At 71.4% G+C, this 24,391-nt stretch carries 18 protein-coding genes and 2 pseudogenes; 10 read left to right on the top strand and 10 right to left on the bottom strand.

The genetic code is table 11. From position 1 onward, the window contains the following. Positions 1 to 21 precede the first annotated feature (21 nt). Complete coding sequence (locus JQN84_RS28690; RefSeq protein WP_204961709.1) at positions 22 to 1,071, top strand: iron-siderophore ABC transporter substrate-binding protein; 1,050 nt, start codon at positions 22 to 24, stop codon at positions 1,069 to 1,071. Continuing rightward, complete coding sequence (locus tag JQN84_RS28695) at positions 1,068 to 1,979, top strand: siderophore-interacting protein (protein WP_204961710.1); 912 nt, start codon at positions 1,068 to 1,070, stop codon at positions 1,977 to 1,979. The genes JQN84_RS28690 and JQN84_RS28695 overlap by 4 nt, the downstream gene beginning before the upstream one ends. A gap of 1 nt (position 1,980) precedes the next feature. Here JQN84_RS28695 and JQN84_RS32165 read toward each other — a convergent pair whose 3' ends face one another. Then, on the bottom strand, positions 1,981 to 2,952 hold the full coding sequence (locus JQN84_RS32165) for a LacI family DNA-binding transcriptional regulator (RefSeq protein WP_204961711.1): 972 nt from the start codon (positions 2,950 to 2,952) through the stop codon (positions 1,981 to 1,983). A gap of 74 nt (positions 2,953 to 3,026) precedes the next feature. Between JQN84_RS32165 and JQN84_RS28705 the strand changes: the two genes are divergently transcribed. After that, positions 3,027 to 4,019: a P1 family peptidase gene (locus JQN84_RS28705; protein WP_204961712.1), complete on the top strand. Its 993-nt coding sequence runs from the start codon at positions 3,027 to 3,029 to the stop codon at positions 4,017 to 4,019. A gap of 40 nt (positions 4,020 to 4,059) precedes the next feature. Here JQN84_RS28705 and JQN84_RS28710 read toward each other — a convergent pair whose 3' ends face one another. The 3 genes from JQN84_RS28710 to JQN84_RS28720 all read right to left on the bottom strand — a co-directional run bounded on the left by JQN84_RS28710 (position 4,060) and on the right by JQN84_RS28720 (position 7,308). Next, positions 4,060 to 4,743: a trypsin-like serine protease gene (locus JQN84_RS28710; protein WP_204961713.1), complete on the bottom strand. Its 684-nt coding sequence runs from the start codon at positions 4,741 to 4,743 to the stop codon at positions 4,060 to 4,062. Between the two features lie 369 nt (positions 4,744 to 5,112). Further along, complete coding sequence (locus JQN84_RS28715; protein ID WP_204961714.1) at positions 5,113 to 5,982, bottom strand: NAD(P)-dependent oxidoreductase; 870 nt, start codon at positions 5,980 to 5,982, stop codon at positions 5,113 to 5,115. 120 nt (positions 5,983 to 6,102) lie between these two features. Then, the gene (locus JQN84_RS28720) at positions 6,103 to 7,308 is read right to left on the bottom strand and encodes a pyridoxal phosphate-dependent aminotransferase (protein WP_204961715.1); all 1,206 of its coding nucleotides are present in this window, start codon (positions 7,306 to 7,308) and stop codon (positions 6,103 to 6,105) included. A 375-nt stretch (positions 7,309 to 7,683) separates the two neighbouring features. Between JQN84_RS28720 and JQN84_RS28725 the strand changes: the two genes are divergently transcribed. Beyond that, entirely contained in the window at positions 7,684 to 9,090 is a 1,407-nt protein-coding gene (locus tag JQN84_RS28725) for an NAD(P)/FAD-dependent oxidoreductase (RefSeq protein WP_204961716.1), read from the top strand. Positions 9,091 to 9,187: 97 nt separating this feature from the next. Here JQN84_RS28725 and JQN84_RS28730 read toward each other — a convergent pair whose 3' ends face one another. The 6 genes from JQN84_RS28730 to JQN84_RS28755 all read right to left on the bottom strand — a co-directional run bounded on the left by JQN84_RS28730 (position 9,188) and on the right by JQN84_RS28755 (position 17,176). Continuing rightward, positions 9,188 to 10,588 carry a GH1 family beta-glucosidase gene (locus tag JQN84_RS28730; RefSeq protein WP_204961717.1) on the bottom strand — a complete coding sequence of 467 codons (1,401 nt, stop codon included), beginning with the start codon at positions 10,586 to 10,588 and terminating at the stop codon, positions 9,188 to 9,190. Beyond that, a complete protein-coding gene (gene yicI / locus JQN84_RS28735; RefSeq protein WP_204961718.1) occupies positions 10,585 to 12,825 on the bottom strand; it encodes an alpha-xylosidase in 2,241 nt (746 codons plus the stop codon). The genes JQN84_RS28730 and yicI overlap by 4 nt, the downstream gene beginning before the upstream one ends. Beyond that, the gene (locus JQN84_RS28740; RefSeq protein ID WP_204961719.1) at positions 12,822 to 13,700 is read right to left on the bottom strand and encodes a carbohydrate ABC transporter permease; all 879 of its coding nucleotides are present in this window, start codon (positions 13,698 to 13,700) and stop codon (positions 12,822 to 12,824) included. Before JQN84_RS28740 ends, yicI begins: the two co-directional genes overlap by 4 nt. Position 13,701: 1 nt before the next feature. Continuing rightward, positions 13,702 to 14,679: a carbohydrate ABC transporter permease gene (locus tag JQN84_RS28745; RefSeq protein WP_204961720.1), complete on the bottom strand. Its 978-nt coding sequence runs from the start codon at positions 14,677 to 14,679 to the stop codon at positions 13,702 to 13,704. A gap of 68 nt (positions 14,680 to 14,747) precedes the next feature. Further along, positions 14,748 to 16,052 carry an ABC transporter substrate-binding protein gene (locus tag JQN84_RS28750; protein WP_204961721.1) on the bottom strand — a complete coding sequence of 435 codons (1,305 nt, stop codon included), beginning with the start codon at positions 16,050 to 16,052 and terminating at the stop codon, positions 14,748 to 14,750. 86 nt (positions 16,053 to 16,138) lie between these two features. Continuing rightward, a complete protein-coding gene (locus tag JQN84_RS28755) occupies positions 16,139 to 17,176 on the bottom strand; it encodes a LacI family DNA-binding transcriptional regulator (RefSeq protein WP_204961722.1) in 1,038 nt (345 codons plus the stop codon). An 896-nt stretch (positions 17,177 to 18,072) separates the two neighbouring features. On the opposite strand from JQN84_RS28755, the pseudogene JQN84_RS31780 reads away from it, so the two are divergent. The 6 genes and pseudogenes from JQN84_RS31780 to JQN84_RS28780 form a co-directional block, all read left to right on the top strand. After that, positions 18,073 to 19,320, top strand: a pseudogene (locus JQN84_RS31780) (glycosyl hydrolase family 28 protein); the annotation flags it as partial. Positions 19,321 to 19,404: 84 nt separating this feature from the next. Beyond that, positions 19,405 to 19,839, top strand: a pseudogene (locus tag JQN84_RS28760) (cellulose binding domain-containing protein); the annotation flags it as partial. Positions 19,840 to 20,196: 357 nt separating this feature from the next. After that, positions 20,197 to 21,051, top strand: coding sequence for an ABC transporter permease (locus JQN84_RS28765; RefSeq protein WP_204961723.1), 855 nt, complete (start codon positions 20,197 to 20,199; stop codon positions 21,049 to 21,051). After that, the gene (locus JQN84_RS28770) at positions 21,048 to 21,770 is read left to right on the top strand and encodes an ABC transporter ATP-binding protein (RefSeq protein WP_204961724.1); all 723 of its coding nucleotides are present in this window, start codon (positions 21,048 to 21,050) and stop codon (positions 21,768 to 21,770) included. The genes JQN84_RS28765 and JQN84_RS28770 overlap by 4 nt, the downstream gene beginning before the upstream one ends. An 87-nt stretch (positions 21,771 to 21,857) precedes the next feature. Then, positions 21,858 to 22,871 (top strand): ABC transporter substrate-binding protein, encoded by a 1,014-nt coding sequence (locus JQN84_RS28775; RefSeq protein ID WP_204961725.1) that lies wholly within the window; start codon positions 21,858 to 21,860, stop codon positions 22,869 to 22,871. A 7-nt stretch (positions 22,872 to 22,878) separates the two neighbouring features. Further along, on the top strand, positions 22,879 to 24,366 hold the full coding sequence (locus tag JQN84_RS28780; protein ID WP_204961726.1) for an MFS transporter: 1,488 nt from the start codon (positions 22,879 to 22,881) through the stop codon (positions 24,364 to 24,366). Positions 24,367 to 24,391: the final 25 nt, after the last annotated feature.

A 24,391-nucleotide genomic window follows, 5' to 3' on the forward strand; every position in this document is an offset into this window, starting at 1 on the left:
CCCTCCTGAGGATCGAATGCCATGTCACACTCCCGCCCACGCCGGCTGAGCACACTCCTGACCGCCGCCGCACTGGCGCTCGCCCTGCTGGTGGCCGGCGGTTGCGCCGCCGACGGGGCGAGCCCCGCCGACCCCGCGTCCGGCTCGTCCGACGCCGCGTTCCCCACCACCCTCACCCACGCCTTCGGCGCAACCACCCTCACCGCCAAGCCCGAACGGATCGTGGTGGTGGGCCTCAAGGAGCAGGACTACTTCCTCGCCCTCGGCGAGGTGCCGGTGGCGATCCGCGACTGGTACGGCAACATGCCGAACGCGACCTGGCCGTGGGCCCGGGAACGACTCGGCACGGCCAAACCGGAGGTGCTGGCCCGCGCCGAACTCGACTACGAACAGATCGCCGCGCTACGCCCCGACGTCATCGTCGGCCTCTCCTCCGGCATGTCCCGCCAGGAGTACGACCTGCTCACCAAGATCGCCCCCACCGTCGCCCAGCCGGCGGGGGACGGCAGTTGGGCGGTGACCTGGCAGCAGATGACCCGGGCCGCCGGTCAGATCACCGGCCGCAGCGCCGAAGCCGAGAAACTCGTCACCGACCTGGAACAGCGGATCGCCTCGGTCGCCGGCGCGCATCCCCGCCTCAAGGGCGCCAGCACCGTGTTCGCCTCCACCTACGAAGGCCAGTACTACCTGTTCAGCCCCGAGACCACCGCCTCGAAGGTGCTGCTCGACCTGGGGCTGACCATGACGCCCGAGGTCACCACCCTCACCGCGAACGCCAACCAGTCCGCCACCATCAGCCGCGAACGGTTCGACCTGGTGGACGTGGACGTCGCCGTCTGGTCCGAGGCGGCCACCGACCCCGGCGTGACCACCCTGCTCGGCGACCCGCTCTACACCCGGCTGGACGTCCGTACCCAACGCCGGGACGTCTTCCTCGGCACCGAGGCCAACGGCGCGCTGGCGTTCGCCTCCGTGCTGAGCCTGCCCTACGTCCTGGACAAGATCGTCCCCGCGCTCGCCACCGCGGTCGACGGCGACCCGGCCACCGACTCGGAGTTCAGCGCGAAATGACCGACACACTCACCCGTCCCGGCTTCTGGACCGCCACCGTGCACGAGGTCCGCCGGCTGACCCCGCACCTGCAACGGGTCGTCCTCGGCGGCCCCGACCTCGTCCGCTTCCCCGCCCTGGGCCTGCCGGACGAGTCGGTGACGCTCTACTTCCCCCGCCCCGGCGAGTCGGCCCCGCCGCCGATGACCCTGCGCGGCGAGGTGTGGGGCTACCACGACGAGCAGCACCCGCCCATCGGCCGCAACTACTCCGTCCGCGCCGTCGACCCCGCCGGGGCACGGCTGACCATCGACTTCGCCCTGCACGACCACGGCCCCGCCACGTCCTGGGCGCGGCAGGCCGAGACCGGCGCCGGCCTGCTGCTGTGGCGGTGCCGCGCCTGGTTCCGTCCCCCCGCCGACACCCGCTGGCTGGTGCTCGCCACCGACCTGTCCGGGCTGCCCGCCGCGACCCGCGCCGTCGCGGAACGCACCCCCGGCCTCCCGGTACGGGTGCTGGTGGACCTGCCGGACCTGGCCGACGCCCGGGACCTGCTCGCCGCCGCCGGCGACGACCCCACGGTGCACGTCGACGTCCGGGTCGGGGTCGGTAACGGCCGGGGCCCGGGCAGCCTCGTCGACCGGCTGCGGGACACGACCCTGCCCGACGGCCCCGGCTACGTGTGGGTCGCGGGCGAGGCGGGGGAGTGCCGACAGGCCCGGTCCGTGCTGCGCACCGTGCACCGGCTGCCCCGCGACCGCGCCGTCTGCGTGGGCTACTGGCGCACCGACTCCGCCGACTGGGAACGCCGCTACGCCCGCTTCCGCCCCCTGCTCGACCAGGTCTACCAGGACGGTCTCGCGGCCGGACTCAACCCGGTGGAAGCGGGCGACCGGATGGAGGAGGCACTGGAACGGATGACCCGGTGACCTACCCCCGGGTCGACTCCCGCCACCACAGGTGGACCGGATGCTCGTAGACCCCACCCGGGCCGCCACCGATCAGCTCGTCGAGCAGGTCGGCGCAGCGGCGTCCGGCGTCCAACGGCGACAGGTCGAGCGCGGTGACCGGCGGCTGGCCCAGCCGCAGGGCGCTCGACTCGGTGGCGCTGGCCAGCAGGACGTCCCGCCCGACCCGGCGGCCGAGCCGGTGCAGCACCTGGACGGCCGTCGGCGCGGTGTCCACCGAGGCGCACACCAGGGCGTCCACCCCCGGCCGGGCGAGCACCTGTTCGACCGCCCGGGACACCTCCTGCGGCGACGGCACCCACGGATGGTGCGCCACCACGGCGGCGACGCCGTGCCGGGCGCACCAGTCCCGGTGCGCCGCCGCCAGTTGGGCCGCCCAGTCACCGGTCTCCGGCGGCACCACCAGGGCGGGACACCGGGACCCGGCCCCGGCCATCCGGTCCAGCAGCCCGGTGAGTGCCCGGTGGTGGTCCGCCCAGAGCACGACGTCCGGCTGCATCCCGGCCGGGGGGCGTTCGAAACACACGACCGGCATGCCACCCTGCATCAGGACCGGCACGAACGCGTCGTCCCGGTGCGGATCGGCCACGATCACCCCGTCGAGCGCCCGGGGCGAGCGGTGTTCCGAGGCGGTCAGGATGGTGACGTCCCGGTCGCGGGCGGCGGCGCGTTCCATGACGCCGAAGACGAACCGCATGTAGAACTCCGACGTGGACGGCACGCCCGGGACGTAGACGCCGATGATGCCGGTCCGCCCGCCCCGCAACTGCCGGGCCGCCCGGTTCGGGACGTACCCCAGTTCCTGCATCGCCGCGCGGACCCGTTCCCGGGTCGCCTCGGAGACCCGGCCGGAACACGACAGCACATTGGAAACGGTGGACTTGCCGACACCCGCCCGGCGCGCGACATCGTGCAGCGTGACGGGACGGGCCATCAGCCCAGTCTAGGTAACCGGGCGTCGGTAGGGACACGCCGCCACCACACCCCCCACGGAAGACGGTGATCCTCATGTCCGAGCACCATCCCGCCCCGCCGCGTACGACGGCACCCGTCGGCAACGACCACCGGCGGCGACCCGCGGTGCTCGGCGCGGCGGGCGACGGGTGGGTCGACTTCGACCTGCCCGGCGTGGCGATCGGCACCGCCGAGTATCCCGACGGCCCGACCGGCGTCACCGTGCTCAGCATCCCCGGTGGCGCGCGGACCGCCGTCGACAAGCGGGGCGGGGCCGTCGGGGTCAGCGGCGGTTTCCCGTACCACCACGCGTTGTGCTTCGCCGGCGGGTCGAGCTTCGGGCTCGCCGCGGCGTCCGGTGTCTACGACGAACTGCTCCGCCGCACCGGCTACGCGACCGACTTCGGTAGCCTGCCGGTGGTGTCCGGGGCCGTCGTCTACGACTTCACGCCCCGGGACAACGCCATCTACCCCGACGCCGGGCTCGGCGCCGACGGGCTGCGCGCGGTACGCGCCGACCGGGTGGCCGTCGGGCGGGTCGGCGCGGGTGTCGGCGCGACCGTCGGCAAGGTCGACAACGCCCGCGCCGAGTGGGGCGGGCAGGGTGCCGCCTTCGCCCGCGTCGGCCCGGCCCGGCTGCTGGTGCTGACCGTGGTCAACGCGATAGGTGTGATCGTCGACCGCGACGGCGGGATCGTGCGCGGCAACCTCGACCCGGCGACCGGCCGGCGTCGCCACCCGGCCGAGGACTACGCCGAGCTGGTCGCGGCGGCCACCCCGGATCTCGCGCCCACCGGCGGGAACACCACCCTGACCGCCGTGGTCACCAACGTCCGGATGACCGACACCGAACTCGCCCAGTTCGCCACCCAGGTGCACAGCTCCATGCACCGGGCGATCCAGCCGTTCCACACCATCGCCGACGGTGACACCCTGTTCGCCCTGACCACCGACGAGGTGACGGTGCCCGCCCCGTCGCTGCGGCTGGGCACGGTCGCCGCCGAACTGGCCTGGGACGCCGTCCTCTCCAGCGTCGACGCCGCCTGACGACGACCCCGCCCACGCCGCCCAGGCGATCAGACCGGGTTCAGTCGATTCCGTCGACCCCGCTGACGCTCTTGATCCAGCCGGCCAGGAAACCGGTGGGAACGGACAGTCCACCCAGCGCGTCGTCGGAGTGGGTGAACACGGCCTGGACGCGGTTGTTCTGCCAGACCGCCGCCCCGGAGTCACCGTCCAGGGGAACCCCGTTGATTCCCTCCAACTCCAGCTCCGAACCGATGGATCGCTCGACCCGCAGGCTGCACACCCGCAGGGTCGCCGCCGGAGGCCCGTTCTCCTCGGTCTGCCCCCAGCCGCGGATGGCCACGGTGACCCCGGTCTTGAGCAGAGCCGTGTCTCTGCTGTAGGGAACGACGAGATTGCTCTGGGTGACGTTCGACGCCAGATGCAGGACCGCCATGTCGTAGCCCTTCGGCGCCGCCGCCGTGCCGTCGACGATGATGCGCTGACCGCTGCCGAGACGCTTGTCGCCCGCCTTGACCACGAGGCGGCTGCTGTGGAGGCAGTGTGCCGCGGTGAGCACGTAGTGCACATGGATGAGCGAGCCGGTACAGCGGAAGTCGGCCCCTCCGTTGTTCCAGATCTGCACCTGCCCGTGCAGTGACGACGTGGTGGTGCCGCCGGCGATCGCCGATGCGGGGGTCTGCGGGCCGACCACCAGCACGGCTCCGCACAGCACGGCGAGAATAGCTCTCCAGAACGGTTTCACCGGAACTCCTCCATGCATGTGGAAACAGCAGATTCGCGGCAGAAATCGGGAGACGCGGATGGTGTGACGTGCCGTTGCCTCACTCCGGCAGGCACATCCCCGCCCGCCCGGCGCGGTCCGGGCACTCTGTCTGCACCCTGCACCCCGACGAGCCGAACGGCCCGACCGCGCGGTGTCAGCATGCCCGATCCAGGCACCGTCCACAATCACCACTGCGACCCGACGCGCAACACCCGTGCTCCCGTCGCGGGAACCAGGCCGCGAGTTTTCCGGCCGTCGTCGTCGCGACCGGTCGGTGACGACGGCCCGCGAGACGCCGCCCTGCGACGCCTCACCCGCCACCACCGGTAGTCGGCCGCCGGAGCGGCGTCACGGGACGAAGCTGGCGTGGTACGAGGCCGCCATGTCCTCGTCGCCGTGCCCCTGCGCGGCGGCGCGTCGGAACCGCTCCGCACCGGCGGCCAGGACGTCGAGGCGTACCCCGTGCTCCTCGCCGGCCGTGACGATCAGCCGGGCGTCCTTCTCGGCCGTCTCCACCGCGAAGCTCGCCGGCGACAACCGGCCCTGCCGGACCAGGTCGGTCTTGGCGTGCAGGTAGCCCATGTCCAGCGGACCGCCCTCGATCACCGCGAAGAACCGGTCCGGGTCGACGCCGAGTGCCCCGGCCAACGCCAGCATCTCGACCGCGCCGTGCGTCACCGTCAGGACCCAACTGTTCGCCACCAGCTTCAACCGGGTGCCGTCGCCCCGCGCGCCGTCCTCACCCAGCCACACCACCCGGGACGCGATCGCGTCGAACACCGCGGCGAGCCTCTCCCGGCCGGTCTGCGGCCCGGCGGCGAGCACGGTCAGTTGGCCGGCCTCGGCGGGTTGCCGGGTGCCGAGCACCGGTGCGTCGTAGAACGCCACCCCGTGCCCGGCGGCGACCTCGGCCAAGCCGGCGGTGTCGGCCAGGCCCACCGTGGTCGTCTGCAACCAGGCCGCGCCCGGCCGCAGCCCGGGTGCGGCCCGCCCGATCACGTCGCGGACGGCTGCCCCGTCGTACAGCATCGTGATGATCACGTCGGCGTCGCGGACGGCATCGGCCGGGGTGTCCGCCACGGTCGCGCCGGTGGCCGCCGCCTTGTCCGGGGACCGGTTCCACACGCGCACGACGTGCCCCGCCCGGACGAGATTGCCGGCCATGGCGGCACCCATGATGCCTGTGCCCAGTACCCCTACGGTCAACTCGTCGGTCATGGGTCCATCCTCGCCCACCACCGGTCGTCGCACCGTGCGGTCGGGGCGGTGTCCTCCCCGCCGACCTGGCAGCCCCGTCCGAGCCCCTGGGTGAGGTGTCGCCTGCGGTGGGCCGGCCTCCTACTGCCGGTAGGTGGACAGGAAGGTGCGGATGCGGCCGATCGCGTCGTCGAGGACGTCGGTCGGGGCCAGGAACACCATGCGCAGGTGGTCCGGGGTGTCGATGTTGAAGCCGCTGCCGTGTGAGATCAGCAGGTGCTGCTGCTCCAGCAGGTCGATCACGAGCTTCTCGTCGTCGTGGATCTTGTGGACGGCCGGGTCGAGGCGGGCGAAGAGGTAGAGCGCGCCGTCCGGCTTGACGCAGTCGACGCCGGGGATCGCGACGACCTCGCGCCAGGCGTGGTCGCGCTGTTCCAGCAGCCGCCCGCCGGGCCGGATCAGCTCGTCGATGCTCTGGTAGCCGCCGAGCGCGGTCTGGATGGCGTGCTGGGCGGGCACGTTCGGGCAGACCCGGAGGTTGGCCAGCAGTTGCAGCCCGCTCACGTAGTCGGTGTCGGTGCCGGTGAACCCGCTGGTGGCGAGCCAGCCGGAGCGGAAGCCGGCGGCCCGGTAGACCTTCGACAGGCCGCCCATGCTGACCACCGGCACGTCCGGGGCGAGTGCCGCGAGCGTGTGGTGGGTGGCGCCGTCGTACACGATCCGGTCGTAGATCTCGTCGGCGAAGATCATCAGGCCGTGCCGGCGGGCCAGTTCGATCATTCCGAGCAGGGTCTGCTCCGAGTACACCGCGCCGGTCGGGTTGTTCGGGTTGATCACCACGAGGGCGCGGGTGCGTTCGGTGATCCGCGAGGCCAGGTGCTCCAGGTCGGGCTGCCAGCCGGCGCTCTCGTCGCAGCGGTAGTGCACGGCCTGCCCGCCGCACAGGTTCACCGCGGCGGTCCAGAGCGGGTAGTCCGGGCTGGGCACCAGCACCTCGTCGCCGGAGTCGAGCAGCGCCTGCAGGACCATCATGATCAGCTCGGAGACCCCGTTGCCGAGCAGCACGTCGTCCGGCTGGACGCCGGTCACGCCCAGGTTCTGGTAGCGCTGGGCGACGGCGACCCGCGCCGAGTAGATGCCCCGGGCGTCGCTGTAGCCCTGCGCCTCGACGAGGTTCTGCACCACGTCGGCGACGATCGGCGCGGGGGTGGCCAGCCCCCAGGGCGCCGGGTTGCCCAGGTTCAGCTTGAGGATCCGGTGGCCGGCGGCCTCCATCTCCTGCGCCCGCCGCAGCACCGGGCCCCGGATGTCGTACCGGACGCTCTTCAGCCGTTTGGCCTGCCGCATCGGACCCCCTCGACCACCTGGACACTTTGCCCCGGAAAGCACCCTAGTACGGCCACCGGACGGGTGGCTGCTCCGGCCCACCGCCGCAGCCTGCCGGGTTACGGAGCGTAGCGGTATCCGCACCGATATTCATGTACGATCGTCTATCTCATTCGTGCGAGGACGGGGATGCTTGTGCTGCTTCGTTCGTCATCGGATTCGACCCGTACGGCGCGCGACCGCCGGTACGGGACCCACGGCACCCGCCGGCCGGATCCGACCGTGACCGGCACCACCCCCTGATTCCGTCGGCGGCCCCGGTGGCCGCCGTGGAAACGCGCGTCGTCGTGCACCATCCCTGCGTGGCTACGGCCGGAACGGCAAGGTGGCAGAGACATGAAGGTCCTCGTGATCGGTGGTGGCCCCGCCGGGAGCACCGCGGCAACGGCGATGGCCCAGGCCGGCCTCGACGTGCGACTCGTCGAGAGCGCGCACTTCCCGCGATACCACGTGGGGGAGTCGCTCACCCCGTCGTGCCGGGTGGTGCTGGACGCCATCGGCATGTCGAAGATCCTCGACGACCACGGCTTCGTCAAGAAGAACGGCGGCGTCATCCACTGGGACGACGACCAGTGGACGTTCGACTGGCAGGCGCAGTCCGGGGTGCAGTCGTGGCAGGTCGACCGCAGCGAGTTCGACGCGCTGCTGCTGGAACACGCCCGCAGCAACGGGGTCGCCGTCACCACCGGGGTCACCGGCCGGTCGGTGCGCTTCGCCGACGGCCGGCCGGTGGCCGTGGAGTGCACCCCGGACGACGGCGAACCGTTCACCATCGACGACTTCGACTTCCTGGTCGACGCCACCGGGCGCAACGGACTGCTCAGCGCCCGGCACTTCGGCAACCGCGAGCCGCTGAACAACCTGCGCAACGTCGGCATCTGGGGCTACTGGACCGGTGCCACGCTGCTGCCCGAAACGCCGTCCGGAGGGATCAACATCATCTCCTCGCCGGAGGGCTGGTACTGGGTGATCCCGATGGCCGGCGGGCGGATGAGCATCGGCTACGTCACCACCAAGGACGCCTTCGCCCGGGACCGTCACGAGCACCAGTCGTCAGACGACCTGTACCGGCACCTCATCGCGGTCTCGCCGACCATCGCGGGCCTGACCGCGGGGGCGGAGTTCCTCGGCGTGACGAGGGTCGAGACCGACTACTCGTACATCGCCGACCAGTTCTGCGGGCCGGGTTACGCGATAGTGGGCGACGCGGCGTGCTTCCTGGACCCGCTGCTGTCCACCGGCGTGCACCTCGCGCTCTACAGCGCGTTGACCGCCGCCGCATGCGTCGCCTCGGTGGACCGTGGTGAGGTCGACGAGGCCGAGGCGCTGAGGTTCTTCGAGTTCGCCTACCGGCGCGCGTACATGCGGCTGTTCGCGCTGGTGACCATCATGTACGAGCGCTACCTGGGCAAGGACGGCTTCTTCCGCACCTCCGACCGGCTGATCGGCGACGAGCAGTCCGCACAGCCGGACGCCGACGTCTCCTCCCGCTCCTTCGCGGAGATCATCGGTGGCCTGTCCGACCTGCGGGAGGCGGCCGACTCGTCCACCCGCGTCATCACCGACCGGTTGCGGGAGGAGGCGGTGCGGGCGCAACTGCAGGTGGTGCACGCACCCGGCTCCGACGGACCCGACTTCACCCCGGTCCGGGGCGACCCCCTGTCCGACGCGGAGTCGGCTGACTACCGCCTCGTCACCAGTCCCCGGCTCGGCCTCGAACGGGTCCGCGCGGCACGCCCCTGAACCGCGCCGCCGGCCGCCAGGGTGCCGGCCGGGACGACGCGGGGTGCCCCGGCCGGACGGCCGGGGCACCCCGAGGTCCCACCGGGAAGCTGCCGACCTACCCGTCCAGCTGGCCGGTGGCGACCAGCCGGCGGTACCAGTGGGCGCTGTCCTTCCAGGTGCGCTCCTGGGTGTCGTAGTCGACCCGGATGATGCCGAAGCGGCGGTCGTAGCCGTAACCCCACTCGAAGTTGTCCAGCAGCGACCAGACGAAGTATCCCCGCACGTCCACGCCCTGCGCGCGGGCGTCGGCGACCGCGCCGATGTGCCGGCGCAGGTAGTCGATCCGCCGGTCGTCGTGGACCCCTGCGTCGGCCGACACCACGTCGTCGAACGCCGCGCCGTTCTCGGTGATCATCAAGGGCTGGCCCGGGTAGTCGTGCCGCAGCCGCAACAGCAGCTCGGTCAGGGCCGGCGGGTCGATGTTCCACCCCATCGCCGTGTACGGGCCGGGCTGCGGCAGGAAGTCGACGTCCTCGGCCCCCACCCACGGCGAGTGGGCCGACGCGCCGTGCCCGTCGGCGGCCGAGCGGGCCGAGTGCCCGTCCCAGGCGCGGACCAGGGTGCTGGAGTAGTAGTTCACCCCGAGCACGTCCAGCGGCACCGCGATCAGCTTCTCGTCACCGGAACGGACGAACGACCAGTCGGTGACGGCGGCGGTGTCGGCCAGCAGGTCGGCCGGGTACGCCCCCTGAAGCATCGGGCCCAGGAACGCCCGGTTCGCCAGCGCGTCGATCCGCCGGACCGCGTCGGCGTCGGCGGCCGACCCGGACGCGCCCCGCACGACGTGCAGGTTCAACGTCACCGACAGCTCGGCGCTCGGCGTCAGCTCCCGCACCACCCGCCCGGCCAGGCCGTGCGCCAGGTTCAGGTGGTGCACCGCCGCCAACGCCGCCGCCGGTTCGGTGCGGCCGGGCGCGTGCACGCCGGAGCCGTACCCCAGGTACGCCGAGCACCACGGTTCGTTGAGCGTCGTCCAGGTGTGCACCCGGTCACCGAGCGCGCCGACGATCCCCGCCGCGTACTCCTCGAAGCGCAGCGCCGTGTCCCGCGCCGGCCAGCCGCCGGCGTCCTCCAGTTCCTGCGGCAGGTCCCAGTGGTACATGGTCGCCACCGGTCGGATGCCGCGCTCCAGCAGGCCGTCGACCAGCCGCGCGTAGAAGTCCAGGCCGGCGGGGTTGAACCGGCCGGAACCGCCAGGCTGCACCCGGGGCCAGGAGATCGAGAAACGGTACGCGGACAGCCCCAGCGCCGCGATGTGGTCCAGATCCTGCGGCCACCGGTGGTAGTGGTCGGCGGCCACGTCGCCGGTGTCGCCGTTCAACGTCCGCCCGGGGGTGTGGCTGTAGGTGTCCCAGATGGACCGACCCCGGCCGTCCTCGGTCGCCGCGCCCTCGATCTGGTACGCCGCCGTCGCCGACCCCCAGACGAAGCTCTCCGGGAAGTTGCGTGCCGTCATCGTCCCGCCCTCTCCGCGCCGACCACCACGCAGTGGTACGCCGACGACTCGCCCGCCACCAGTTCGGCGGTCGCCACCCCGCCCCGGAATCCCACCTCGAACTGCGCACCCGGGCCCCCGTCGGGCGACGGGATGCGCACCCGCTGCCGTTGCCCCTCGGCCGGCGCGTAGAGCCGCAGCTCCACCCCGTCGGCCCAGGCGTAGTCGGGCCGGTCGCAGCGCGATCCGAACCCGATGACCGCGCCGGGCCGGGCGAGCACCGGCAGGCTGTCGTACCCGTGTTTCTCGGTCACCCACGCCGGGCCGGTGAGCTGCGCCCCGGTGACCAGGTGGGTCCAGGTGCCGGCAGGCACGTAGAAGGTGACCTGCCCGTCGGCGCTGAGCACCGGCGCGACCAGCACGTCGGGGCCGAGCATGTACTGCCGGTCGAGGTGCGCCACGGCCGGGTCGTCCGGGAACTCCACGATCATCGGTCGCATCATCGGGACGCCGTCGCGGTGCGCCTCCTCGGCGGTCGCCGCCAGGTACGGCATGAGGCCGAGCTTGAGCCGGGTGAAGTGACGCAGCACGTCCACGGCCTGCTCGTCGTACGCCCACGGCACCCGGTACGAGCCGGAGCCGTGCAGCCGCGAGTGCGACGACAGCAGGCCGAACGCGATCCACCGCTTGAACACCGCCGGGTCGGGGGTGCCCTCGAAGCCGCCGATGTCGTGACTCCAGTAGCCGAACCCGGACGACGCCAGGGACAGCCCGCCGCGCAGCGACTCGGCCATCGCGACGAACGTCGACTCGCAGTCGCCACCCCAGTGCACCGGGAACTGCTGGCCGCCGGCGGTCGCCGAGCGGGCGAACAGCACCGCCTCGCCCTCGCCCCGTTCGGCCTCCAGCAGTTCGAAGACCGCCTTGTTGTAGAGGTAGGAGTAGTAGTTGTGCATCCGCTGCGGGTCCGACCCGTCGTGCCACACCACGTCGGTCGGGATCCGCTCGCCGAAGTCGGTCTTGAAGCAGTCGACGCCCATGTCCAGCAGCGCCCGCAGCTTGCCGGTGAACCAGGCCACCGCGTCGGGGTTGGTGAAGTCGACGAGTGCCATACCGGCCTGCCACTTGTCCCACTGCCACACCGACCCGTCCGGGTTGCGCACCAGGTAGCCGGCCTGGCGGCCCTCCTCGAACAGGTACGACCGCTGGGCGATGTACGGGTTGATCCACACGCACACCTTCAGGCCGCGTTCGTGCAGCCGGCGCAGCATGCCCTCCGGGTCGGGGAAGGTCGCCGGGTCCCAGACGAAGTCGACCCAGTGGAACTGGCGCATCCAGAAGCAGTCGAAGTGGAACACCGACAGCGGCAGGTCCCGTTCGGCCATCCCGTCGACGAACTCGGTCACCGTCTTCTCGTCGTACGACGTGGTGAACGACGTGGACAGCCACAGCCCGTACGACCAGGCGGGCACCCGGGCCGGGCGGCCGGTCAGCGCGGTGTAGCGGCGCAGCACGTCCTTCGGGGTGGGCCCGTCGATGACGTGGTAGGTCAGCGACTGGCCCTCGACGCTGAACTGGGTCTGCGCGACGACCTCCGAGCCGACCTCGAACGACACGTGCTCCGGGTGGTCCACGAACACCCCGTAGCCGGCACTGCTCAGATAGAACGGCACGTTCTTGTACGCCTGCTCGCTGGCGGTGCCGCCGTCGGCGTTCCACACGTCGACGGTCTGCCCGTTCTTGACGAACGGGCCGAACCGTTCGCCCAGCCCGTACACCGTCTCGCCGACGCCGAGCGCGAGCCGTTCGTGCACGTACCGGCGGCCCTCGCCGTCGGTGACGATGCCGATGCTGCGCCCGGTGGACGCGGTGACCAGCCGGTCGCCGTGCCGGAACTCGACCCGCCAGCCGTCGACCAGCGCGACCCGCACGGTCAGCTCGCCGGTGGTCAGCGACGCGCTGAGCCCGGTGATGTCGACGGTGACCGGGTGCGTGTCGTCGGTCTCCAGCCCGAAGCGGGGTTCGCGGGGCAGCCCGCCGCTGTGGTGGCCGATGGTCACCCCGACCACGCCGGGTGCGGGGGAGAAGAAGCGGACGGTGACGACCGGCCGGTTGAGCGTGTCGCCCCGGCCGTTGATCTGACCGGCCGGCGCGAAGACGGTGAAACCGCGGTCGTCCGGTTCGACCGATTCGACAGTGCCGGGGCGCAGCACGCTGACCCCCGGGCGCAGTTGCCAGTACCCGTCGGTGAACTTCACTTCTCGGCTCCTGCCGTGATGCCGCGCGCCAGGGTGCGCTGGAAGATGAGGAAGAACAGGATGGCCGGCACCAGGCTGATCAACGCGCCGGCGTTGGTGGTGGGGGCGTCCATCAGCCGGTCACCCTGCAACGACGCGAGGGCCACCGGGATGGTCTGGGTCTGGTTGTCGATCAGCATGACCAGCGGGATGAGGAACTCGTTCCAGGTCCAGATGAAGAAGAAGATGAGCAGCACGGCGAGGGTGGGCCGCAGGTTGGGGAAGACCACCCGCCACAGCACCGTCCACCTGCCGGCGCCGTCGAGCGCGGCGGCCTCCAGCAGTGCCCGGGGGAACGTGCCCAGCACCGAGGCGAGCAGGTAGGTGCCGAACGCGCTCTGGATCACGGTGAAGATGATGATCACCGACAGTCGGGTGTTGTAGAGGCCGATCTCCTTGGCGACGTAGTACAGCGGATAGATCAACGCCTCCTGCGGCAGCATGTTGGCCAGCAGGAACACCCCGACGATCCACAGCCGGCCGCGGACCCGGCCGATGCCCAGCGCGTACGCGTTGAGCAGCGACACGACGACGCCGAGCACCGCCACCGACCCGGCGATGAGCGCCGAGTTCCACAGTTTGAGCGGGAAGTTCACCTCCGACCAGTACGTCCGCAGACCCGTGGTGTAGAACTCCGACGGCCAGCTCAACGGGCCGCCCGACGAGTAGTCCCCGGGCGACTTGAACGCGTTGAGCAGCATGAACGCGAACGGCACCAGCATGACCAGCGCGCCCACGGTGACCCCGGCGAGCACCACCCAGCGGCTGACGCCCCGGTGGTGGCGGTCGCGCACCTTCTTCCGGCGGACCGGGACCTTGGCGATCGTCACGGTCATCTCAACGCCCCCGTTCCCGGCGCTCGCTGCGGGCCTGCACGACGATGAAGGCCACGGCCACCACCACGATGATCGCCGTGAGCACCGTGGAGATCGCCGAGCCGTAGCCGACCTGGAGCTTCTTGAAGAACGTGTAGTAGGCGAAGTACGACGGCACGTTGGTGGCGTTCTCCGGGCCGCCCCGGGTGAGCGCGAAGATCGGCCCGAACACCTTCAGCGCGGCGATTGTGCAGGTCAGGGCCACCACGAAGGTCTCCGGCCGGATCTGCGGCAGGGTGATCGCCCGGAACCGGTGCAGCCAGTTCGCCCCGTCGACCTCGGCCGCCTCGTACAGCTCCGGGTCGACCCGCTGCAACGCCGCCATGAACACGACCACCGGGTAGCCGATCTGCACCCAGATCATCACCGCCATCACCGCCGGCAGCGCGGTGTCCGGGTCGCCCAGCCAGTCGTGGCGCAGCGCGCCGAGACCGACCACGTCGAGGACACTGTTGAACGCGCCGTCGGGGCGCAGGATCCAGCCCCAGACGATGCCGGCCACCACCACGGGCAGCACCTGCGGCAGGTAGAACGCGGCCCGCAGGGCCGCCGCCGTCCGGGGCCGGAACCGACGCCCGACGACGTCGAAGAGCACCGAGGCGAGCAGCAGCCCGAGCAGGGTCGGTACCACCACCATCGCGACGATCATCGCCACGGTGTTGCGGAACGACGCCCAGAACACGTCGTCGTCCAGCAGCCGCCGGTAGTTGTCCAACCCGACGAAGGTGGGGTCGCCGACGCCCGACCAGCGGGTCAGCGACAGGTAGCCGGTGCCGACCAGCGGCACGCCGATGACCAGGACGAACAGCACCGCCCCGGGGAGCAGATAGAGCCAGTACGCCGCGTCGCGGCCGTCGTGTCGGCGGCGGCGTGGGGACGCGGGGGAGGGGGTCGGGGGTGCCGCCGGTGGGGTGCCGGCGACGGTGTCGGGGACTGTCATGGAGGACCCTTCCGGGCGGGGGTGGGCGGGCGCGCCGGTCGTGCCGGTCGCGCCCGCCGCTCGCCGTGTCACTTGCCGGTGATCTCCTTGACGCCGTCGGCGTACGGCTTGGCGATCGTGTCGAGCACCTGGTCGGGGGACTTGGACCCGTTGATCAGCGCCTGGAACCCGCCGACCAGCACGTCGTAGTAGCCGGGCACCGGCCAGTCCGGGTAGAAGGCCAGGCCGTCCTGCTTGCTGACCGTGTTGAAGTCCTCGATCAGCTTGCGGTCCTTCGGGTCGGTGATCTTCGCGGGGTCACCGGCCACCGGGATACCGCCGTTGTTGCCGATCAGGTCCTGGATCTCCGGACGCAGGGTGATGTCGATGAAGTCGTACGCCAGGCTCTTGGCCTTGCTGTTGGTCGGGACGACCCAGAGGTTGCCGGACGAGCCGGCGGTGAGGGTGTTGCCCGGGAACAGGAAGGTGTCCCAGTTGGCCTTCATTTCGGCCTTGAACCGGCCGTACCACCAGCTGCCCGAGACGATCATCGGGGTCTTGCCCGCGATGAACGCGGTGCCCATGTCCTCGGCCTTGAGGCTCGCCGAGTCCTTGGCGACGTAGCCCTTGCGCACCCACTCGGCGAAGGTGTCCGCGCCGTACTTGAGCGGGTCGGCCTTGAAGTCGACGGGGTTCTTGTAGAGCTGGTAGTTGTCGACGAACTGCCGGTCGGCCTTGGACAGGGCCAGCTGGTAGAACAGCTGCCCGGCCGGGTACTCGGCGCCGGCCATGCCCAGCGGGGTGATCTTCTTGCTGACGAAGGTGTCCATCGCGGCGGTCAACTCGGCCAGCGTGGTCGGCACCGTGACGCCATTGCGGTCGAACAGGTCCTTGTTGTAATAGACCGTGACGTACTCGCCGTAGTTCGGCACGCCGAACCAGTTGCCCGACCCCATCACGCCCTTGTCGCTGTACCGGGCGGTGGTCTGCAGGCTGGGGCTGAGCTTGCCGGCCCAGCCACGTTTGTCGGCCTCGTCGCTGAGGTCGGTGAGCAGGCCCTGGGACGACAGCAGGCCGGCCGTCGCATTGCCCTTGTTGTACTCCATGATGTCCGGACCCTCGGACGAGTTGATGATCATGCCGGCGTTCTGCTGGATCTGCTCGAACGCCTTGCGTTCGAAGCGCACCTCGACGCCCGGGTGTTCGGTCTTGAAGATCTCGATGGCCTTGGCCCAGCCGACCCCCATCGCGCTGTTCTCGCCCTCGTAGTGCCACAGCTTGAGGGTCTTGGCCCCGCTGTCGTCACCGCTGTCGTCGCCGCCGCACGCGGCCACGGTGGTCGTCGCGGTGGCCGCCAGGGCGATCGCGGCGACGATCCGGCGGAATCGCTGCATTGCTATCCTCCTCGTTGAGTATCGAGCCCGGTACTTCACTGGGTCCGTCGTCGCGTTGCCGCGCGGCGACGGGCCGTTTTACCTGGTCAACCCCCATCGGGGTGACGGCTTCGGGGTGCTGCGGTCGATCCCCGGATCTCCAACGCGCACGGCAGCAACTGCTGGTGGCGCTCGTCGCCGGCCCCGTCCAGGTGGCGTACCAGCGCCTCGATCGCGATCCGACCCAGCGCCGAGCCGGGCGACGTCATCGCGGTCAGCGCCGGGGTGGCCAGCTCGGCGACCTGCGGCGAGGTGACCATCGAGACCACCGACACGTCGTCGGGCACGCTCAGCCCCCGCGCGGTCAACTCGCCGAGGATGCCGAAGATCGCCGTCTCGTTCATGGCCAGCACCGCGGTCAGGCCCGGTGCCCGTGCGACGGCGGCGGCCAGCGCGGCCCGCCCGCCGGCGGCGCTGTCCTGCGCCGGGATCATGACCGGCTCCAGGCCGTGGTCGGTCATCGCCGTGACGAACGCGTCCCGGGTCCGCAGCGCCGGCCCGTAGCCGCTGGCCAGGGTCTCGGCCGAGTGGTTGACGTAGACGATCTGCCGGTGCCCCAGGCCGACCAGGTGCGCCACCGCCTCCCGCACGGTCTGCTCGAAGTCGATGTCGACGTAGGAGAGCGCGTCGGTGTCCCCGGTTCGCCCGATCAGCACCAGCGGCACCCCGGCCTGCTGGAGCGCGTCGACCCGTTCGTCGGCGAGTTGCACCTCCATCAGCACGACACCGTCGAACATCCGCTGGCTGGCCAGCCGGCGTAGCTCGTCGAGGTCGCCGCCCCCGCCGACGGGCGACAGCACCAGGTGGTAGCCGACGGCGCTGGCCGCCGCGGCGGCCCCGGTGACGAACGCCGCCTCGGTCGCGCCGAGCCCGCGCTCGTCCATCGGCAGCAGCAGGCCCAGGATCCGGCTGCGTCGGCTGGCCAGGCCCCGGGCCATCGCGTTGGGCTGGTAGTCGAGCTGGGCCATGGCGGCGAGCACCTTGGCCCGGGTGGCCTGTGAGATCGGCCGGGCCCCGGTGAGAACGTAGGACACGGTGCTGACCGAGACCTGCGCCAGGCGGGCGACGTCGTGCATGGTGGCCATCGCGCACCTCCCCGGGCAGCGTCGAACCGCACGGAAATGATCGTCGAAGCGGTTCGACGAAGCGGTTCGACAGACGCTAAGCCCCCTGTTACGGCGACGTCAATAGCCGATGTCGAACCGGCGTCGCCGCCGGTGGCGGGTGCCGCCCGCCGCCGACTACGACGCGGTGACGGTGGGTGCGCGGCGGGTCGGTGTTCCCGGCCCGGCGGGTGTCGGGCGGCCGCCGGCACCCGACCGGTTCGTCGCCCCGACCGCCGGAGGACGACGGTTCGCCGTCGCGCTTCCTCGCCGCCCCGAACCGCCGCCGGCATCAGCGTGATCGATCGGAAAGTTTCCTCTTTCACGCCGATAGTTTCCAGGAGCTGGGCTCCTCCCAATTGACGAACATCCATGTCAAGCGTAGTGTCCGCTATGGAAATGTTTCTTGACGGGGTCCTTTGTCGGCTCCGTTTCCCCGCCGCGACGAAAACATCGCGACCCGGAAGGGCTCGTCGGGACGGGGGCGGATCCCGCCCCACCCGGGCGGCGGTCGCCCCGGTGCCGGCGCCGGTGTCGGTATCGGTGTTCGAGCGGCGGCGGTCGTCCGGGCGGCACCCAATCCATTCCCGAGAAGGGTCCCCATGAAGAACAGACGCCTCGCGATCTGGGCAACGATCGCTCTCCTCGCCGTCGGCGGTGTCGCGACGGGCGCGGTGGTGGCACCGGTCCACGGTGCGACCGCGGCGGCCGCGAACGGCTCGTCAGGTGCGGCCGCCGGCGGCTGCGTCGCCGACCCCGCCCTGCGCGGCGCGACGAAGAGCACGCTCTACACCGTCACGGCGGACGCCAACCCGCTGTTCGTCGAGAAGATGACCAAGTACGCCCCGGAGATGCAGGTGCACTACGCGCACTGCTCGATGGCGGCGGCGGGGACCGCCCAGTTCTCGGTCACCGTCGCCGAGAGCTTCAGTTCGTACACCGTCAGCCCCAAGAGCCGGAAACTCGCCGTCGCCCGCAGCGGCAACACGATCAGCTTCACCAGCGGCCCCAACTACCTGATCGTCCAGTTCGACGCCAAGGAGCTGCTGTTCGTCCTGATCGACGCGCCCGAGGCGGACGCGCCGCAGGTGGGTGACGCCGACGTCAAGAACCTGGCCGACTACGGCGTCGACAACACCGGGGGAACGCTGGTCACCTCCAAGATCCAGAGCGCCATCAACGCCGCGTCCGGGGCCACCCGGAACATCCTGTACGTGCCGCCGGGCCGTTACCAGGTCGGTGAGCTGTGGATGAAGAGCAACATGACCCTCTACCTGGCCGCCGGTGCCGTCCTCTACGGCTCGAACCAGAAGGCGGACTTCAACACCGGCAGCGGCGGGGTGAACATCGAGGGCATGCAGCACGCCTCGCTGCGGATGTACCAGGTGCGCAACGCGAAACTGCTGGGCCGTGGGGTCATCGACGGCAACGGCAAGTACCTGCGGGCCCAGGGCATCAACCTGGCCGTGCTGAAGATCGAGGAGAGCTCCGACGTCCTGGTCGACGGCGTCACCGTCCGTGACTCCAGCTACTGGAACACCCTCGTCTACCGCAGCGACCGGGTCACCATCAGGAACTACAAGCTGATCAACTGCCGGCCGAACTCGGGGTACAACAACACCGACGGGGTGGACTTCGACGAGTCGACCAACAGCCTGCTGTCGAACGCGTTCCTCTACACCGGCGACGACAACATGGCGACCAAGAACGAGTTCGCCAGTGGCATCGTCAACACCAGGAACGTCGTCCACGAGCACGTCGTCTGCTACAGCAACTCCGCCTGCGCGAAGATCGGCACCAAGACCGAGGGCACGTCGATGGACGGGATCGTCTTCCGCGACATCGACGTGGTGAAGGCGGGGCGCTCGATGGTGATCGACGCCGTCGACACCGCCGTCGTGTCCAACACCCGGTGGGAGGACGTCCGGGTCGAACAGACCGACAGTCTGATCGACCTCCAGGAGGACCGGCCGCCGTCCTGGCGGACGGTGAAGAACACCTCGACGATCCGCAACGCCTACTTCACCAACGTCTCCTCGGACGTGAAGAAGGTCGTCAACCTGCACGGACGCTCCTCGACGGTCAACATCAGCGGGGTGCACTTCACCAACTTCACCGTCCAGGGTCGACCGGTCACCAGCCAGACCGACTCGGACGCGAGCTGGAACATCAACTCCTACGTCTCGAACATCACCTTCACCACCACGCCGCCGACCACCCCGCCCCCCACCACGCCGCCGCCCACCACGCCGCCGCCCACCACGCCGCCGCCCACCACGCCCCCGCCGACCACGCCTCCCCCCACCACGCCGCCGCCGGGCCAGTCCGGTGACTGTGCGGTGGGCTACACGATGAACTCCTGGAACGACGGGTTCACCGCCAGCATCCGCATCACCAACCTCGGCACGTCGGCGATCGACGGGTGGACCCTGGCCTTCACCCTGCCCGCCGGGCAGACGCTCACCAACGGCTGGAACGCCACCTACACCGGCACCAGCGGCCAGGTCTCCGCCCGCAACGTCTCGTACAACGGGACGCTGGCGGCCGGTGGCTCCACCGAGATCGGCTTCCAGGCCACCCACACCGGCAACACCGGCCGGCCCGCCTCCTTCACCCTCAACGGGGTCAGCTGCGTCGTCTCCTGACCCGACCGTCACACCGGCCGGTGTGACCGCCTCCCCTCGGAGCCGCGGTCACACCGGCCGTCCGTGTGTGCACGCGGGTCCCGTGGTCCATCCGCCCGCCCGCCTCCCGTCCGGCCCGGTCCTCCCGGCGGACGGCCCGACCGGAGGCCCGACCCGGGACGCCTCCGGTCGGCGACGGTTACCCGTTGCGCTCGGTCGACTACCCCACAAGGTGTATCCCGTCAGGTGAGAAGGTCATTGCAAGCCTACTAATCCTATCGGCAGGATAGGAAATGAACGGGCTGGCATTGTCGTGCTGGTCACCGGTCTGCCGGCGTCGAGAACGACGCGGCCCATGTACCGAAGGATGGGATGTCGATGACCGTCACGCACCCCGTCGGCGTCGAGGAGGTCGTGCTCGGCGGCGGGCGGTCACCCGCACCGCCGGACCGTCCACCCGTCACCGGCGTCGCCGCGCGCCTCACCCGGCCACTGCCCGCGCTGCTGCTCGTCGGCCTGCTCGCGGCCGGCTGGCAGCTCATGGCACAGACCGCCGACAGCGCCCTGATCCCCGGCCTCGGCGCGGTCGCCCGCAACCTGGCCGACATCACCACCAGCGGCGCGCTGGCGGAGAACGTCCGGGTCACCCTCACCCGCGTCGTGCTCGGCTTCGCGGCGGCCTTCGTCGTCTCCGTCGCCGCCGGCATCGCGATGGGCCGCAGCGAATGGCTGCGCCGCTTCCTGGAGCCCGCCGTGCTCATCGGACTGGCCACCCCCGGCCTGGTCAAAGCCCTGCTGTGCGTCATCTGGTTCGGGGTGAGCCTGCTCAACCCCGTCCTCACCGTCGCACTCGCGGCGGCCCCCGCACTGACCATCAACGTCGCGCAGGGCGTCCGGTCGGTCGACCCGGCGCTGGGCGAGATGGCCCACGTCTACCGGTTCGACGCGCTGACCCGACTGCGCTACGTGTGGCTGCCCGCCATCGTCCCCGACCTGTTCACCGGGGCGCGCCTGGGCATCGCGATGGCCTGGAAGGTCATCGTGCTGGTGGAGATCTTCGGCCTCGCCGACGGCGTCGGCTACCAGCTCAACCTGGAGTTCTCCCAGCACAACGTGGCCGGCGTGCTCGCCTGGACCGTCGCCTTCGCCCTGGTCATGGCCGCCATCGAGTACGGGCTGCTACAGACCCTGGAACGCCGCTCGGTGCGCTGGCGGCGGGTGGCGCTGCGATGAGCGTCCGGATCAGCGTCGACGGCGTCGACAAGGCGTTCACCAGCCGGCGCACCGGCGAACGGCAACAGATCTTCCGCGACTTCTCCCTCACCCTCGCCCCCGACGAACTGGTCGCCGTGGTCGGCGGCTCCGGCACCGGCAAGACCACCCTGATGCACCTGATCGCCGGCCTGGAACGCCCCGACGCGGGCACCGTCTCCACCGGCGGCGGACGGCCCCGCCTCGGCATGGTGTTCCAGCAGCCCCGGCTGCTCGACTGGACCTCCGTCGGGACCAACGTGCGGCTCGCCGCCACGGCGGCCGGGGTCGACCCCGCCGAGGTCGCCCCGATCCTCGACGCCGTCGGCCTGACCGAGTACGCCCGGTCGTACCCGTCGGTGCTCTCCGGTGGGCAACGTCAACGCGTCGCCGTGGCCCGCGCGTTCGTCGTCCGCCCCGAGGTGCTGCTGCTCGACGAGCCGTTCAGCGCGCTGGACGAGCTGACCGCCCGCCGCCTGCGGCTGCTGTTGCAACAGCTCTGGCTGCGCACCCCGCGCACCGGCCTGCTGGTCACCCACAACGCGCTGGAGGCCGCGTTCCTCGCCGACCGGGTGGTGGTGCTCGGCGGACGCCCCGCCGAGGTGGTCGGGGAGTACCGCATCGACCGCCCGCGCCCCCGCAGCCCCGAGGACCCCGACCTGTTCGACGTGCATCGCCGCATCGTCGCCGCCCTCACCTGAACCCGCCCCACCCCTCGGCGCGGCCACCGGCCCGCCACCCTCACCCCGCGAGCCGGGGCACCCCTGAACCACCTGGAAGGAACCCCCGTGTCCACGACACCCCTCACCCGACGATCCCTGCTGCGTGCCGCCGGGCTTGTCGCCGGCGGCGCCGGCGCGGCCACCCTGCTGAGCGCCTGCGGCACCGACGAGCCGGCCGCCGCCGGCACCCGCAGCGCCAAGGTACAGCCCCGCAGCCCCGGCACGGCGGGGGCGATCCGCGACTCCGTGGCCGAGCAGTTCGGCCTGGAGGCCAAACACGGGCTCCGCCTCGACCGCAAGGCCGGCGGCGGTCCGGGCGCGGGACAGGAACAGTTGCTCACCGGCGTGCTCGACATCTACGCCTTCGGCCCGCTGGGCGCGACCGAGGTCAACACCAGCGGCCACGACGTGGTCATCGTCGGACCGTCCCTGTGGAACCACGGCCGCTGGATCGTCCCCGCCGACAGTCCCTACCAGAGCATCGCCGACCTGAAGGGCAGGAAGGTCGGCGTACAGCCACCCAGCAGCGACACCTACCGGGCGGCGGCGCTCGCCGCAGCCGTCAACGGCATCCGCTTCGACCGGGAGTTCAAGCTGTTCACCGGGCAGCCCATCGCCAACCTCGCGCTGTACGAACGCGGCGACCTCGACGCGATCATCGCCATCGAACCCAACGCCACCCGCCTGGTCGGCTCCGGCAACCGGCAGCTCGCCTCCGTCGACGAGCTGTGGCGTAAGGGCACCGGCGAGCGCAGCCCGCTGTTCCTCAACGGCACCGCCGTCCGCCGCGACTGGCTGGCCGCCCACCGGGAGACCGCCAGGGCGTACGTCGACTTCACCCTGGAAGCCTGGCAACTGATCAAGCAGGACCCCACCCTGATCGGGAGGTACCACGCCGACTACGGCGTCCCCGCCACCGAGAAGAAGGCCATCGAACTACTGCCGGAACGGCTCGCCCCCGTCTACGCCGACGTGTGGGACGACACCGTCTTCGCCAACCTGGAGAAGCAGATCGACCTGGCCGTCGAGGTCGGCGTGCTGAAGAAGCGGGCCGCCAAGCCGGTGTACGAGAAGCTCTGAGCCGGCGATGTCCCTGCCCCGGCGCCGCCGCGCCGCCCTGCTGGTGTGCTGCGGGACGCTGTTCCTCGGCGTCCTCGACGGCGCGGCGTTGAACCTGGCCCTGCCGTCGGTGCACCGCGAACTGCGGCTGAGCACGACCGAGTTGCAGTGGGTGGCGACCAGCAACGCGCTGGTGCGGGCCAGCCTCACCCTGCTCTGCGGTGCGGTCGCCGACCGGTACGGGCGGCGGCGGACGTTCCGGGTCGGGCTGCTGGTGTTCGCTGTGGGGTCGGTGCTGTGCGGGGCGGCCCCGCACGCGCCCGCCCTGATCGCCGCCCGGGGCGTGCAGGGCGTCGGGGGAGCGTTGATGGCCCCGCCCGCCCTCGCCCTCATCGCCAACCTGTTCCCCGACGCGGTACACCGCGGCCGGGCGCTGGGCACCTGGAGCGCGACGGCCGGGGTGTCGGCCGCCTGCGGACCCCTGGTCGGCGGGGTGCTGGTGCAGGCCGCCGGCTGGCGCAGCCTGTTCGCCGTGAGCGTCGGCGGCGCGGCGCTGCTGTACCTGGGCACCCGGCTGCTGCCGCCGGGCGTCGTCGACGGCCCACCCCGCCGCCTCGACGCGTTGGGCAACACGCTGGCCGCCCTGGTGCTGGTCGGCTTCACGTTCGCGCTGATCGACGGCCCGAGCCGGGGCTGGCTGACCGGGCCCGTCCTGGTCGCCGTGGCCGTGGCGGTGGCCGCCGCCGTGGGCTACCTGCCGGCCGCCCGCCGCCGCCCCGACCCGGTGCTCGACCCACGCCACCTGGCGATCCCCGCGCTGCGTGGCGCGGTGCTCACGGCGGTCGTGGCCTACCTGACGCTGGGCGGCTTCACCTTCGTCAACACGTTCTACCTGCAACAGGTACGCGGGTTCAGCCCGCTGGCCACCGGCCTGCTCACCCTGCCCACCACCCTCGGCACGCTGGTGCTGGCCAACGTCTCCGGCCGGATCGTGGGCCGGTACGGCGGCCGGCGGCCCGCCACCGTCGGGCACCTGGCGTTCGTGGCGTCGATGACCCTGCTCGCCCTGACCGTCACCGCCGACGCGGGCCTGGCCCCGCTGCTCGTCGGCTATCTCCTGCTCGGGGCGGGCATGGGCCTGGTCAACCCGCCGGCCACCAACACGGCCGTGAACAGCCTGCCCCGGGAGCGGGCCGGGGTGGCCAGCGCCATCACCAGCGCCTCCCGGCAGATCGGCACCAACCTCGGCGTCGCCGTCCTCGGCGCGGTGGTGGTCTCGGTGCTGGCCCTGACCGGCCAGCCGACCGACGACATTGCCCGGGTCGCCGCCGAGGCCGGCGACGACTTCACCACCGCCCTGCGCGTCGCGTACGCGCTGGTGGCGGTGACCGCCGCGTACTGCGCGTACGCGACGTGGCGGCTGTTCCGGCCGCCACCGGACCGGCCGGTGGGAGAGGAGGTGGTGGGGATCGAGGACGCGCCGACGGCACCACCGACCGCGACAACCGCCAGCTAACGCACAACAACGAAGCAGAAGGGAC

It is taken from the genome of Micromonospora humidisoli (genome assembly GCF_016900955.1).
Lineage (GTDB): Bacteria > Actinomycetota > Actinomycetes > Mycobacteriales > Micromonosporaceae > Micromonospora > Micromonospora wenchangensis.

Excerpts from the sequence above, each read along its gene's own strand:
- JQN84_RS28690 (WP_204961709.1), top strand. The coding sequence starts at position 22 with ATGTCACACTCCCGCCCACGCCGGCTGAGCACACTCCTGACCGCCGCC.
- JQN84_RS28695 (WP_204961710.1), top strand. The coding sequence starts at position 1,068 with ATGACCGACACACTCACCCGTCCCGGCTTCTGGACCGCCACCGTGCAC.
- JQN84_RS32165 (WP_204961711.1), bottom strand. The coding sequence starts at position 2,952 with ATGGCCCGTCCCGTCACGCTGCACGATGTCGCGCGCCGGGCGGGTGTC.
- JQN84_RS28705 (WP_204961712.1), top strand. The coding sequence starts at position 3,027 with ATGTCCGAGCACCATCCCGCCCCGCCGCGTACGACGGCACCCGTCGGC.
- JQN84_RS28715 (WP_204961714.1), bottom strand. The coding sequence starts at position 5,982 with ATGACCGACGAGTTGACCGTAGGGGTACTGGGCACAGGCATCATGGGT.
- JQN84_RS28720 (WP_204961715.1), bottom strand. The coding sequence starts at position 7,308 with ATGCGGCAGGCCAAACGGCTGAAGAGCGTCCGGTACGACATCCGGGGC.
- JQN84_RS28725 (WP_204961716.1), top strand. The coding sequence starts at position 7,684 with ATGAAGGTCCTCGTGATCGGTGGTGGCCCCGCCGGGAGCACCGCGGCA.
- JQN84_RS28730 (WP_204961717.1), bottom strand. The coding sequence starts at position 10,588 with ATGACGGCACGCAACTTCCCGGAGAGCTTCGTCTGGGGGTCGGCGACG.
- JQN84_RS28740 (WP_204961719.1), bottom strand. The coding sequence starts at position 13,700 with ATGACCGTGACGATCGCCAAGGTCCCGGTCCGCCGGAAGAAGGTGCGC.
- JQN84_RS28745 (WP_204961720.1), bottom strand. The coding sequence starts at position 14,679 with ATGACAGTCCCCGACACCGTCGCCGGCACCCCACCGGCGGCACCCCCG.
- JQN84_RS28750 (WP_204961721.1), bottom strand. The coding sequence starts at position 16,052 with ATGCAGCGATTCCGCCGGATCGTCGCCGCGATCGCCCTGGCGGCCACC.
- JQN84_RS28755 (WP_204961722.1), bottom strand. The coding sequence starts at position 17,176 with ATGGCCACCATGCACGACGTCGCCCGCCTGGCGCAGGTCTCGGTCAGC.
- JQN84_RS28765 (WP_204961723.1), top strand. The coding sequence starts at position 20,197 with ATGACCGTCACGCACCCCGTCGGCGTCGAGGAGGTCGTGCTCGGCGGC.
- JQN84_RS28770 (WP_204961724.1), top strand. The coding sequence starts at position 21,048 with ATGAGCGTCCGGATCAGCGTCGACGGCGTCGACAAGGCGTTCACCAGC.
- JQN84_RS28780 (WP_204961726.1), top strand. The coding sequence starts at position 22,879 with ATGTCCCTGCCCCGGCGCCGCCGCGCCGCCCTGCTGGTGTGCTGCGGG.